The sequence below is a fragment of the Pseudomonas ceruminis genome (genome assembly GCF_021602025.1).
Classification (GTDB): Bacteria; Pseudomonadota; Gammaproteobacteria; order Pseudomonadales; family Pseudomonadaceae; genus Aquipseudomonas; species Aquipseudomonas ceruminis.
Genome location: NZ_BQHW01000005.1, coordinates 249665 through 262546 on the forward strand (window position 1 = coordinate 249665; position 12882 = coordinate 262546).

Annotated in this window: 12 protein-coding genes; 10 read left to right on the forward strand and 2 right to left on the reverse strand. The window is 63.1% G+C overall.

Going from position 1 to position 12882, the window contains the following annotated elements; genetic code table 11:
- Window positions 1-5 precede the first annotated feature (5 nt).
- Complete coding sequence (locus L6D80_RS08620) at window positions 6-251, reverse strand: hypothetical protein (protein WP_176512543.1); 246 nt, start codon at window positions 249-251, stop codon at window positions 6-8.
- Between L6D80_RS08620 and putP the strand changes: the two genes are divergently transcribed.
- The 9 genes from putP (at window position 250) to L6D80_RS08665 (ending at window position 10982) form a co-directional block, all read left to right on the forward strand.
- On the forward strand, window positions 250-1728 hold the full coding sequence (gene putP / locus L6D80_RS08625; RefSeq protein WP_054900275.1) for a sodium/proline symporter PutP: 1479 nt from the start codon (window positions 250-252) through the stop codon (window positions 1726-1728). The two genes, L6D80_RS08620 and putP, sit on opposite strands and share 2 nt — an antisense overlap.
- 104 nt (window positions 1729-1832) lie before the next feature.
- A complete protein-coding gene (locus L6D80_RS08630; protein ID WP_054900274.1) occupies window positions 1833-2669 on the forward strand; it encodes a 23S rRNA (adenine(2030)-N(6))-methyltransferase RlmJ in 837 nt (278 codons plus the stop codon).
- 162 nt (window positions 2670-2831) lie between these two features.
- Window positions 2832-4589 carry a carbamoyltransferase family protein gene (locus L6D80_RS08635; protein ID WP_054900273.1) on the forward strand — a complete coding sequence of 586 codons (1758 nt, stop codon included), beginning with the start codon at window positions 2832-2834 and terminating at the stop codon, window positions 4587-4589.
- Window positions 4573-5703: a glycosyltransferase gene (locus L6D80_RS08640; protein ID WP_054900272.1), complete on the forward strand. Its 1131-nt coding sequence runs from the start codon at window positions 4573-4575 to the stop codon at window positions 5701-5703. Before L6D80_RS08635 ends, L6D80_RS08640 begins: the two co-directional genes overlap by 17 nt.
- Window positions 5703-6599: an antimicrobial resistance protein Mig-14 gene (locus L6D80_RS08645; protein ID WP_176512604.1), complete on the forward strand. Its 897-nt coding sequence runs from the start codon at window positions 5703-5705 to the stop codon at window positions 6597-6599. The genes L6D80_RS08640 and L6D80_RS08645 overlap by 1 nt, the downstream gene beginning before the upstream one ends.
- Window positions 6596-7999 (forward strand): PIG-L deacetylase family protein, encoded by a 1404-nt coding sequence (locus L6D80_RS08650; RefSeq protein WP_176512542.1) that lies wholly within the window; start codon window positions 6596-6598, stop codon window positions 7997-7999. The genes L6D80_RS08645 and L6D80_RS08650 overlap by 4 nt, the downstream gene beginning before the upstream one ends.
- Window positions 8000-8046: 47 nt before the next feature.
- Window positions 8047-9003, forward strand: coding sequence for a glycosyltransferase family protein (locus L6D80_RS08655; protein ID WP_054900270.1), 957 nt, complete (start codon window positions 8047-8049; stop codon window positions 9001-9003).
- A 68-nt stretch (window positions 9004-9071) separates the two neighbouring features.
- Window positions 9072-9845 carry a glycosyltransferase family protein gene (locus tag L6D80_RS08660; protein WP_054900269.1) on the forward strand — a complete coding sequence of 258 codons (774 nt, stop codon included), beginning with the start codon at window positions 9072-9074 and terminating at the stop codon, window positions 9843-9845.
- Between the two features lie 45 nt (window positions 9846-9890).
- Window positions 9891-10982 (forward strand): glycosyltransferase, encoded by a 1092-nt coding sequence (locus L6D80_RS08665; protein ID WP_176512541.1) that lies wholly within the window; start codon window positions 9891-9893, stop codon window positions 10980-10982.
- A gap of 3 nt (window positions 10983-10985) precedes the next feature.
- On the opposite strand, the gene L6D80_RS08670 is transcribed toward L6D80_RS08665, so the two are convergent.
- The gene (locus L6D80_RS08670) at window positions 10986-11591 is read right to left on the reverse strand and encodes a BUD32 family EKC/KEOPS complex subunit (protein ID WP_054900267.1); all 606 of its coding nucleotides are present in this window, start codon (window positions 11589-11591) and stop codon (window positions 10986-10988) included.
- Window positions 11592-11691: 100 nt separating this feature from the next.
- Here L6D80_RS08670 and L6D80_RS08675 point away from each other — a divergent pair, with 100 nt between their 5' ends.
- Window positions 11692-12867, forward strand: a complete 1176-nt coding sequence (locus L6D80_RS08675; RefSeq protein ID WP_054900266.1) for an O-antigen ligase family protein — start codon at window positions 11692-11694, stop codon at window positions 12865-12867.
- Window positions 12868-12882: the final 15 nt, after the last annotated feature.

Here is a 12882-nt window from a genome sequence, read left to right on the forward strand (position 1 = left end):
GCAACTCATCGGGCGCCCAGGGTCGCGCCCCGAAATGCGTCGTTTTCGGTGAGTTTTATTCTGAAAAATCCGGTTTTTGCTCCAAATGGGAGCAAAAAAGCGGCATTAACTGAAAATGCACGAGCGGGTGCAACTTGCAAATGAAAAATGGTTGCACCCGCTTTACGTTGTTGCATAGGATGCGCCGCCTGGGTGCAACCGTCTCGCTGCGGTTGTGCATGAGATAAAAACAAACGCCAGGGCACACGCATGGGCAATCCAATCACGATCACCTTTGTGATCTACATCGCGGCAATGGTGCTGATCGGCTTCGCGGCTTATCGCTCCACCAAGAACCTTTCCGACTACATCCTCGGCGGCCGTAGCCTGGGCAGCGTGGTTACCGCGCTTTCCGCCGGCGCTTCCGACATGAGTGGCTGGCTGCTGATGGGCCTGCCGGGCGCCATCTACTTCTCCGGCCTGTCCGAAGCCTGGATCGCCATTGGCCTGACCGTCGGCGCCTACCTGAACTGGCTGTTCGTCGCTGGCCGCCTGCGCGTGCAGACCGAGCATAACGGCGATGCGCTGACCCTGCCGGACTACTTCGCTAGCCGCTTCGAAGACAAGAGTGGCCTGCTGCGGATCATCTCGGCGATCGTCATCCTGGTGTTCTTCACCATCTATTGCGCTTCCGGCATCGTCGCCGGTGCCCGCCTGTTCGAAAGCACCTTCGGCATGTCTTACGAGACCGCCCTTTGGGCCGGTGCCGCCGCGACCATCGCCTACACCTTCGTCGGTGGTTTCCTGGCCGTGAGCTGGACCGATACCGTGCAGGCCACGCTGATGATCTTCGCGCTGATTCTCACTCCGGTCATCGTGCTGATCTCCACGGGCGGCTTCGACACCACCCTGCTGGCCATTGAGGCGCAAAACCCGGCCAACTTCGACATGCTCAAGGGCGCTACCTTCATCGGCATCATTTCGTTGATGGGCTGGGGCCTGGGCTACTTCGGCCAGCCGCACATCCTGGCGCGCTTCATGGCTGCCGATTCGGTCAAGTCGATCGCCAATGCCCGCCGTATCTCCATGACCTGGATGATCCTGTGCCTGGCCGGTACCTGCGCCGTGGGCTTCTTCGGCATCGCCTACTTCTCCGCGAACCCTGAACTGGCGGGGCCGGTTACCGAGAACCACGAGCGTGTGTTCATCGAGCTGGCCAAGATCCTGTTCAACCCTTGGATTGCCGGTGTGTTGCTGTCGGCCATCCTGGCGGCGGTCATGAGTACCCTCAGCTGTCAGCTGCTGGTGTGCTCCAGTGCCCTGACCGAAGACTTCTACAAAGCCTTCCTGCGCAAGAACGCCTCCCAGGTCGAACTGGTGTGGGTGGGTCGCCTGATGGTGCTGGCCGTGGCCCTGATCGCCATCGCCATGGCCGCCAACCCGGAAAACCGCGTGCTGGGCCTGGTGGCCTATGCCTGGGCCGGCTTCGGTGCTGCCTTTGGTCCGGTGGTACTGATTTCGGTGCTGTGGAAAGGCATGACCCGTAACGGCGCGCTGGCCGGTATCGTGGTGGGTGCGGTGACCGTGATTCTGTGGAAGCAGATCGACACCTGGGGCCTGTACGAAATCATCCCGGGCTTCTTGCTTGCCAGCATCGCCATTGTGCTGGTGAGCAAGCTGGGCAGCCCGACGCAGGCGATGGTGCAACGTTTCGAGGCCGCAGACGCGGCGTATCACGCTGACAAGTAATAACGGTTGAAGGGGTGCCATCGCCGGCTTGTCGGCGATGGCGACAGCCAGGCCTGACTCCGCCTGCAAGGCAAGGTAAACTTGCCACCCCCGCAGGAGTTGCCATGAATTATCGTCACGCCTTCCACGCCGGCAACCACGCCGACGTTCTCAAGCACATCGTGCTGACCCGCCTCATCGCCCTGATGTCGCGCAAGGAACAGCCGTTCGCCTATATCGATACCCATGCCGGCCTCGGTCTTTATGACCTGCAAGGCGACCAGGCGACCCGTACCGGTGAATACCTCGAAGGTGTCGCGCGCCTGTGGAACCGTGATGACCTGCCGGCCGTGGCTGCCGACTACCTGCGCATCATCAAGCGCCTCAATGCCGATGGCGAGCTGCGCTACTACCCTGGGTCACCGGAGCTGGCTCGTCGCTTGATGCGGCAGCAAGACCGGGCACTGCTCAATGAGAAGCACCCCGAAGACGGGCCGCTGCTCAAGGAGAACATGAAGAAGGACCCGCGCGTAGTGGTCCACCTGGGCGAGGGTTGGCACGTGCCGCGTGCGCTGCTGCCGGTGCAGGAAAAACGCGCCATCATGCTGATCGATCCGCCCTTCGAGCAGGCCGATGAACTCAAGCGTTGCACCAGCTCGATGAAAGAGGCGATCGGTCGCATGCGCCAGACCGTCGCGGCCATCTGGTACCCGATCAAGGACCAGCGGTCACTGACCCGCTTCTACCAGGACCTGACCAGCACCGGTGCGCCGAAGCTGCTGCGGGTCGAGCTGTATGTGCACCATCAGGACAGTCCGCAGGGGCTCAACGGTTCGGGCCTTGCCATCGCCAACCCGCCGTGGGGGCTGGAAGAAGAGCTCAAGGAGTTGCTGCCCTGGCTGGCCAAGGAGCTGGCACAGACTGCGGGCAGCTACCGGATGGATTGGCTGATCGCCGAGTGATTCCCCACTGCAGGCCCCTGTAGGCGCGCGCCTTTTGCGATGCACGGCCGCGCCTAGAAGGGGGCGGTGTGTCTTTCGTGTTTGCGTTATAATCTCGCCCTTTAGCCGCCACCCGCCCACGAGGCCGCTGGCGCATCTCTACCGAATGAAGAGGCTAATCCCTTGGCATTGACGATTCTTGGCCTGTCCGGCGCCCTTAGCCATGACCCTTCCGCGGCCCTGTACATTGACGGCAAACTGATTGCCGCCGCCGAAGAAGAGCGCTTCGTGCGTGACAAGCATGCGAAGAACCGCATGCCTTACGAATCGGCGAAGTTCTGCCTGGAGCAGGCGGGTATCAAACCGTCCGACGTCGACGTGGTGGCCATCCCGTTCGCCCCGATCAGCCTGTTTGGCAAAGCCCGCTGGCACTATGCCAAGCGTTACTGGTACGCCCCGGACCGCGCCCTTGACGCCATCCTGATGGGCAACCGCCGCTACAAGCGCTACCGCAAGAAGATCGTCTGGTGCCTGGAGCAACTGGGCTTCGACCCGAAAAAGGTCAAGATCGAGCCGGTCGAGCACCACCTGGCCCACGCCTCCAGCGCCTACCACTGCTCGGGCTTCAAGGAAAAAACCGCGATCCTCGGCATCGACGGCAAGGGCGAGTACGCCACGACTTTCTTCGGCTATGGCGAAAACGGCAAGATCCACAAGATCAAGGAATTCTTCGACCCGGACTCGCTCGGCGGGCTTTATGGTGCGATCACCGAGTTCCTCGGTTTCGAGATGCTCGACGGCGAGTTCAAGGTCATGGGCATGGCGCCGTATGGCGATGCCAGCAAATACGACTTCTCGCGCCTGGCCAGTTTCGAGAACGGCGAGCTGGTGATCAACACCGAATACGCTAACGTCATTGGCCTGCGCCGCTATAAAGAGAAGGGCAAAGGCTTCTACTTCTCGCCGAAGCTGATCGAATGGCTGGGCCCCAAGCGTGAAGGCGACATCGCCGACGAGCCGTACATCCACTATGCGGCCAGCATGCAGGCGCTGTTCGAGAAGCTGGCCCTGCAGATGATCGACCACTACCTGGGCGACACCCTGCGAGAAACCGGCAAGCTGGCCTTCGCTGGCGGCTGCGCGTTGAACGTCAAGCTCAACCAGAAGATCATCGCCCGTTCCGACGTGAAGGAGCTGTTCGTCCAGCCGGCCTCCGGCGACGCCGGCACCGCAGTGGGTGCTGCCGCTTACGTTTCCCACGCCCGTGGTGTGCCGGTCGAGAAGATGGAGCACGTCTACCTCGGCCCGTCGTACTCCAACGAAGATGTGATCGCCGCCTGCGCCCGCCACCCGAACCAGCCAAAATGGCGCAAGCTGGAGAACATGCCCCAGCAGATCGCCAAGATCATGGTCGATGGCAACCCGGTCGCCTGGTTCCAGGGCCGCATGGAGTTCGGCCCGCGCGCCCTGGGTGGCCGTTCCATCATCGGCTGCCCGAGCGTTGAAGGCGTGGCCGACCGCATCAACCACCAGATCAAGTTCCGTGAGCGCTGGAGACCCTTCTGCCCGTCGATGCTCGACACCGTTGCACCGCAGATGATCAAGGTCGACCATCCGGCGCCATTCATGACCTTCACCTTCGAAGTGGCAGAAGAGTGGAAAACCCGCGTGCCGGAAGTGGTCCACGAAGACGGTACGTCGCGTGCCCAGGTGCTCAAGCGCGAGTACAACCCCCGTTACTACGACATGATGAAGGCGCTGGAAGACCTGACGGGCAACGGTGTGTCGCTGAACACCTCGCTGAACCGCCGTGGTGAACCGATGATCTGCTCGCCGACCGATGCCCTGAACATGTTCTTCGGCTCGGACCTGCAGTACCTGATCATGGAAGACATCCTGGTCGTCAAGGACGGCGCAGCCGCGTATGACCAGCCGCTCTGAACCGCGCATCCTGCAGTTCTGCCACGGCTATGACGGGCCGTTCCTCGACTGCGCCCGTCAGTATGCCAGCCTGTTCCAGGGCAGCGGCTACAAGGTCACTACGGTGTTCCTGACCGGCGCTGCCGACCCGCAGGTTGCGGCGGGCTGTGCGTCGGATGAGGTGCTGTTTCTCGAGTTCAGTTCCAAGGCGGTGCGCGGCCTGAAGTTGGGCGCCATTCGTGCCCTGCGAAGGATTGCCGGCGAACGTGATTTCAGCTTCTGCATCGCGCACCGTTTCAAGCCGATCTATGTGACCCTGCTGGCCACCGGCCTGCCGGTGATCGGCGTGCACCATGCGTTTGGTGATTACCAGCGCAAGGGGCGGCGGCTGTTCGCCAACCTGTTCAGCAAACGTTTGAGTTTGCTCGGCGTGTCGGATGCAGTGCGTGACGACATGCGCCGTTGCCTGGCCCAATGGCCGGCTGAACGTATCCAGACCCTGTACAACCGTATCGACATCCCGGCGCTGCAAGCCGCGCTGGTGCCCCGCGCTGAGGCGCGCCAGGCCCTGGGTCTGGATGCCCAGGCATGGGTTGTCGGTAATGTCGGCCGCCTCCACCCGGACAAGGACCAGGCAACACTGCTGCGTGGCTTTGCCGAGGCGCTGCCCGCACTGCCTGCCGGCGCCCGCCTGGCGATCCTGGGCAAAGGGCGCCTAGAAGGCACGCTCAAGGCGCTGGCTGCAGAACTGGGCATCGCCGGACAGGTCGACTTCCTTGGCCAGGTGCCGGATGCCCGCCGCTATTTCCAGGCATTCGATGTGTTTGCCTTGAGCTCCGACCATGAGCCGTTCGGCATGGTCCTGCTTGAAGCCATGGTCGCGGGCGTGCCCGTGCTGGCCACCGCCTGTGGCGGCGCTCGCGAGGTGGTCGAGGGGGTGGGCGTGCTGTTCCCGCTCGGTGATGCCGCGCAACTGGCGCAAGGGTTGAAGCATATGTCTTTGCTGGGCGAGCAGCAGCGTGAGGCCTGTGCCACGCACATGCTGCAGCGGTTGCATGAACGCTTTTCCGACCAAGCGGTGCGTGAGGCCTTCTGGCAGTTGCCGCAGGTGCGCGCGCTGGTGACGCAGGCATGATGCTCAACCCTATCCAGGCATTCCGTGAGCGCGGCTGGCAAGTGATCGATGCAGCGGTCTACGCCGAGGCGTGGGCACGATTCGGTGGTAGCGTGGCCACACATCCGCTGGTTATCGAGCAACTGGCCGACCTGGCGCAGATTCCCGTCCGGTACCTGGGCTGGCATCAGGCCGGCGAGCTGAAGGCTGCCATCCCGACCTGGGGGCGCCACCTGGCGCTGTCCAAGGACGTGCTCAAACGGGCCGGCAAAAAAGGCCTGTTCGATCTGGGCAATGCCGAAATCATCCTACCGGCCGCCGCTGATGCGGCGGCGCCCCTGCGCCATGCTGGGCGCTACCTGTCCGAATTCAACCAGGGGCGTTTCACTGGCCTGAAGGCGCAAGCTGAACAACTGGCCATGGCCCGCCCTCACGAAGACCTGTCGAAGAAGTTCCGCTACAACCAGCGCCGCGAGTTGCGCCTGCTGGAGGAGGCGGGGGGTGTGGTACGCCCGATCAACGACTTCAGCGCCATTGAAGTCGCCACCATGTACTGTGACCTGTTCCAGCGCCGCTGGGGGTTCCCGGCCACCGGTGCCGAGCGCATGGTCGACGTGCTGCAGCGCCTGCGTGAACTGCTGATCGGCTCGGTAGTGTTGCTGGACGACAACCCCATCGCCATCCAGTTGGTCTATCGCGTCGAAGCGCCGCACTGGATCAGCGTCGAATACGTCAACGGTGGCGTCGACCCCGAAACCAAGGCCTTCAGCCCCGGCAGCGTGCTCAGCTTCCTCAACACCCAGGCTGCCTGGGAAGATGCCCAGGCGCGCAACAAGCCGCTGCGGTTCTCGTTCGGCCGTGCCGACCGCGAGTACAAAGACCGTTGGTGCAACCCTGTGCCGGTGTTCCAGGCGTGAGCCGCAAGCAGCAGTTGCTCAAGCGCCACCGGCGCAACAAACGGCTGGGCCTGCTGGCCGGCTTGGTCGCACTTGGCGCCCTGGGCGTTTTTGTCTGGTGGTGGCTGCCGCTTGTGCTGCTGCCGCTGATTTGGGCCGCGCACGAAGCCTGGTTCGCTGACCATCTGTTCTATGCCCCAAGCGAAGATTATGTCTATCGCTTCGGCGAGCAGACCCGCGAGGCCGCTGTTGCCCTGCGTGGCGGGTTGCTCAAGGCCGACACCGTGTTGCACGGGGACGAGACCCTGATCCTCGAGGTTCGGGTGAAAAGTACAGGTCTGGGGCGTTTTCTCGATCCCCGTGTGGAGCTGCTGGGCGACGGGCTCAGCGATCGGCAGACCTTCGAGCGCGGTGTCGATGGGGTTCGTTTCCTCAACCTCACTGGGCTGGCAGAACCGCTGCAGGCGGGTACCTTGCGTCTGCGTGGGCGGCACTGTCAGCTGCAGGGCGAGCCCCGTCTGTGGGTGTCCCCCGGTATCGAGCTGCAGCGCCGACGGGTGATGGTGATCGCGCCCCACGCCGATGACGCCGAACTGGCGGCTTATGGCCTTTACAGCCAGGCCGACGAAACCTGGGTTGTTACCTTGACCGCTGGCGAGATCGAAGCCGAACATTATCAGCAGATGGGGCTGGGCAAGGCCGAGGCTGCTCGCCTGAAGGGCCGCTTGCGCGCCTGGGACAGCATCGCTGTGCCGCGTTGGGCGGGCGTGCCGGAGGCGCGTTGCGTGCAACTGGGCTACTTCTGCCTGCAGTTGCCCGCCATGCAGGCCGCGCCGGATCAGCCGGCAGCCTCGCGCGAGGCCGACATGGCCGATATCCGCCCGTTCCGCCAGTTCAACCCGTTCCCGTTGCCGGCCGACCATGATGGCGCGCCGACTTGGCAGAACCTGCTGGCCGACCTGCGCGCTCTGCTGGAAATGGCCAAGCCGCAAGTCCTTGTGATGCCGCACCCGCAGCTCGACCCGCACCCGGACCACATCTGTGCCCAGGCGGCGGTCATGGAGGCCCTGCGGGGCCTGGCATGGCAGCCGCAAACATTGCTGTGCTACGCCAACCACCTGCATGACAACGACCGCTGGCCGATGGGGGACAGCGGCGACGGTGTGGCCTTGCCACCGCAACAGGCCGCCGAAGACGCCTGGGCGCCATGCACGCTGGTGCTGGACCAGGCAACCCAGCGCGACAAGGCCATGGCCCTGGGCATGATGCACGACCTGCAACCCCCGGCGCCGTTCAAGCGCCGCCTGCGTCGCCTGTTGCAGCGTTGGCTGGCCGGGCGTCGGCCGTCGCCTTATGGGGAAAACGAGTTTTTCCGCAAGGCCGTGCGCCGGCATGAACTGTTCTGGCGACGTGAGCTGTAAGCAGCGCCATGGTTGACCGCGATGGCGCAGAGCGCCCAAGGAAAGCAATGAAAGTCCTATTTCTGGTGCAGAAGGAACAGCGGGCGATCCTCGATCGCCTGTACGACGGCGTCGCGGCCAATTGTGAGTGCGACTTGCGCTGGCTGACCAGCGAAGACCAGCGCAACCTGCGTCGCTACTTCAAGCGCGAGGTGCAGGTGGAGCGTTATGACCGCATCGTGTTCTTCCTGCGCTTCAAGCAAGAGATCCGCCAGGTGGGGTTCATCCGTACGGTGCCGAACCTGGTCATCCTCGAGCACGACGCCTATCAGAACTACATCCCCTGCAAATACACCGGTAAGTTCAGCGCCCATTACCGCCAACTGCCGTGGGCGCGGGTGATCAGCTCCGGTTACAGGGTCAGCGAGCGCCTGCGCCAGGAAGGCTTCGACGCGGTATTCGTGCCCAAGGGCTACGACGAGCAGTTGCTCACCGACCAGGGCCGCGAGCGCGATATCGAGCTGGCCTTCGTCGGCAGTACCAACAGTGTCGCCTACAGTGGCCGCAAGGCACTGCTCGACGAGCTGGGGCAGGTAGAGCACCTGGTGGTGACCCGTACAAAATCCGGCGAGGACTACTGCAATACGCTCAACCGGATCCGTTTCTTCGTCAGTGCCGATGTCGGCATGGGCGAGTACATGATCAAGAATTTCGAGGCCATGGCCTGCGGGTGCGTGTTGCTGGCGTTCGACCAGGGCGAAGCGGAAAACCGCGCCCTAGGCCTGCAGGACATGCACAACGTGGTGCTCTACGACACCATCCCGACGCTGCAGGCGAAGCTGCGCACTTTGCGTGACGACCCGGCCCTGGCGCGGCAGATTGCCGAAAATGGGCGCCATTTGGCGGTTTCCCGTTTCAGCTTTGGTGAAGTAGGCCGTAGCATCGTCGACCATATGCGCCCGGCGCTCAGGCCGCACCCACCTCTGTCCCCGTGGCAGCGGTTGCGGCTCAAGCTTGGCTTTTAATTTTAAAGAACTTTGGTTTTCACGGGCCGGGAACGCAAAGTCGATTGTCGTAACGCGGAGGGAGTCCGGTGCGCTTTTCTCAAGAGAGTGATGTCACGCTGGTTGTAACCAGCTGTGGCCGATTCGATCTGCTCAAGGAAACCCTTGAGAGTTTTGATCGCTATAACACTGCGCCCATACGTGAAGTATTCATTACCGAGGACTCCGGTGAGGATGCCGTGCATGCGGCCGTGCCGGAGCACTGGAAGCCCCACTGCACGGTGTTCGTCAACCGGCCCAAGCTCGGGCAGTTGGCGTCGATCGACCTGGCCTACAGCCAGGTCAAGACGCCCTACATCTTCCATTGCGAGGATGATTGGCGATTCTACCGCCAGGCGTTTGTCGAAGACTCCAAGGCCATTCTGGAAGCCAGCCCCGACCTGCTGCAGGTCTGGCTGCGCAGCCACGCCCATGACCTGGCGATCCACAGCCCCTACATCCATTTGGGCGAGCGCCGGTTGATCGCCGGGGTGCCGTGCTATCCGTTGCTGTCCGACAAAGCCGAGTGGCAGGCGTTCTCGCTCAACCCCGGCCTGCGCCGGCTAAGCGATTATCAGCGCTGTGCGCCATTTGCCGCCTATGCTGGTGAAAAGGCGCTGTCCCGGCGCTACGCTGAGTTGAACCTCAGCGCTGTCACCCTTGAGGGCGATGCGGTGCTGCACACCGGCTTTGGCAGCCATGTGACCGTGCCGGAGGAGGTGCAGCGCAAGGTCAAGCGGCGCCAGCGTGACCGGCTGAAGCTGGCAGTGGCACTGGTGGCAGGCGCTTTGATTGGTACGGGAATCGCTGTTTTTGTTCTCTGAATTCGCTGTCCCACCTGGCTTGCGCGGGAGAGGGGCGCTATCCCCATGAACATCGTCAACATGATGTGGGCGGGTGGTTCGCCGTACATGTCCATCCACAAGGTTCACCGCCAGGTTCTGTCTCACGCAGGTGCCGATGCGCGCATCAGCAACTGGCTGCTGCTGGGCAGCGGTCTGTACTACGGGCTGGGCTCCACGCGGGAATGGCACATGCCGCAACGCGCGCTCAAGGGGCGGCACCTGTGGCGCCTGCTGCGGCCGTGGTTGCGCTTGCGGCTGCGCAAGGCCCTGCTGGAGGCGCGGGCCGATGTGGTGCTGCTCGATGGTGTCGGCGTGGCACGGCTGGTGCTGCCAATGTTGCAACAGGTGCCCGGCGTGCGGGCCAAGGTGCTGTTCCATGGGCAGACACGGCTCAATGCCAGCGACGTTCGCCTGCTGTGCGCGTTGCCCGCTGACCGGCTGAGCATCGCTGCAGTCTCACAGACGCTCGCCCGGTCGCTGGAGCATGATCTGGGTCGCCCAGTGCAGACGCTGCGCATGGCCCTGGATCCCCACGCGTTTGCCGCGCCGTTGATGAGTCAGGCGCGTGCCCGGCAGGTTTTGGCCTTGCCCCAGGGGGGCGCGACAGTGTTGGGTGCCGTGGGCCGGCTGGTCGAAAGCAAAGGCTTCGAGATGCTGGTAGAAGCGTTTGCCATAGGCGCGGCGGGGCAACCGCATGTACACCTGGCGATCATTGGTGACGGCCCGCTACACGCCGATCTACAAGCCCGGATCAACGCATTGGGGCTGAATGGCCGGGTGCACGTGTGCGGCCATCACGACGACTTGCAGCTCCTGTACCGTGCGTTCGACTGGTTCATGGTGCCCTCGCGTTCGGAAGGGTTGGGGCTGGTGGTGCAAGAGGCGGTCATGGCCGATGTGCCGGTCATCTGCAGCGATCTGCCGGTATTCCGTGAGCAACTGGAAGAGGCCGGCTGTTATCTGCCCATTGATAGCGTAGAGGCCTGGGCCAAGGCGATCGAGCGCTGCGATGCCCTCAGCGCGGCGGCGTTGGCCGCCCGGCAGCGTCAGGCGCTGGCGCCGGAGGCGGCCTGGCAGGCGTTCAGCGACGGGTCGGCCAACCTGCTGCGCGGCTGAGGCTCAGCGCGCCAGCAAGGCCGCTTCGAAGTCGGAAAGGGGGAAGCGGTCGCCCAGGTTCTCCCGCTCGATGTAGCGCACCATGTGTTGCACGTTACGCCGCACCATGCGTGCCGACAGGGGCGGGCGCAGGAAGCGCATGTCGGCCACATCGATCAGGCCCAGGCGCTGGTCGGGGGTTACCACCACATTGCCCAGGTGCAGCGAGCGGAAGTAGATGCCACTGCGGTGCATCTGACGGATCAGCTCGATCAGGCGGGGTAGGTAGGTGGCCCAGCTGAAACCGGCTTCACGCGACATCTGCAGCAGTGTGCGCCCCGGCAGGGGGCGATACAGCACGGCCGTTCTGCCTGGCAGCTCCAGCTTGTGCTGGCTGATCACCTCAAGCGTGGGGATGCCTAATTGCGCAAGGCGCGCAGCGTTGTCGACGAAGCGCTGGGAGTAGGGCTTGAGCAGCGCGGATGAAATCAGGCGCTTGCGACGAAAAACCTTCAGGATATTTCCATCTTCAAGCAGGTAGACTTTGGCGCCATGACTGTCTGCCTCAAGTACCTGGGCGCCAAGTGTCAGCTGATCGAAGTCGACCTGGGTGAGCCGAGAGCATTGCATGAATTGAGCCTTGTCGTCTGGCGAGCAAAATGACCGGCAATAATGCCGAAAATAATGCCGTAGCACCACGTTGGTGTCTTTTGATTGTCGGGGAGAGCTGATGTTGTATGAAAAAAACTGGGCTCGGGTCTGGTTGGGTTTTGGTCTGGTCTGGTTTATTGCCGCCATTGCCCTGGCGCCCAGCAACAAGGTCTATCAACAAGGCCTGGTAGCTTTCCTGTGGCTGCCAACCCTGGTGCTGGCGTGGTCGGCGCGGGCCGTACTGGTGGAGGCCTGGCGTCGCCAGCCGGTGTTGTGGGGGGCGGTGATGCTGATGCTGGCGTGGGGCGCCATCAGCCTGGCCTGGTCTTCGGCTGAGGACCTGGGGCGCGAGGCCAAGCGCCTGCTCTACATCCTGGTCTTCCTGCTGGCGTTCCCCTTGCTGGCACAAGCCGGCCCCGCACGCATCCGCCACCTGCTGCAGCTGGGCAGCGGCCTACTGGCCGTTGCTGCACTGCTGTCGATCGTCCATTTCTATGCCTTGCAGGGCAACCCGCTGGTCGACCGGCTGGCGGGCATCGGTGAGATTTCGCACCCGATCCTGGGTGCCTACGTGGTGGGCGCGGCGGTTCTGCTCTTGCTTTATCAGTTGCCTCACCAGCGCGTTGCCCAACTCGCCTGGCTGGCGGCATTGGCCTGCCTGGGCGCGTTCGTGGTGCTCAGCCAGAGCCGGGGTGCCGTGCTGGCCTTACTGTTTACCGTGGTACTCGCACCGGTATGGTTCCGCGACCGGCACAGCCGGATGATCGCAATTGCGGCGGTCATTGCCACAGGCCTCGCCTTTTGCGTGATCTACGACGTGATCACCGCACGCGGTGCTTCATTCCGGCCGCAGATATTTGAAGTGGTGATGCAGATGATCGGCCAACACCCGTGGACGGGGTTGGGGCTGGGGGCGCCCTACAAGGTGAACGCGGCCGGCTTGCAGTTCGACCACACCCACAACATGTTCACCCACGTCGCGGTAGAACTGGGGCTGCCGGGGATGGTGATGTGGATTGCGATATGGCTGCTCACCCTGGGTGAAATCATCCGTGCGCGCCGCACGCTTTTGGGCAAGATCCTGCTTGGGCTGTGGATTTTTTCCACCCTGGCCATGCAGTTCGATGCCGCCAGCCTCACGGCAACACCCCGGGCAGAGTGGTTCATCAGCTGGCTGATCGTCGGCCTGGCCATGTTGTTGCCCTGGGGGCGTGCCGAAAATGACGCCTGTGGTAAAATTTCCGGTTCAACCTGAACAGCGAGCTCGATG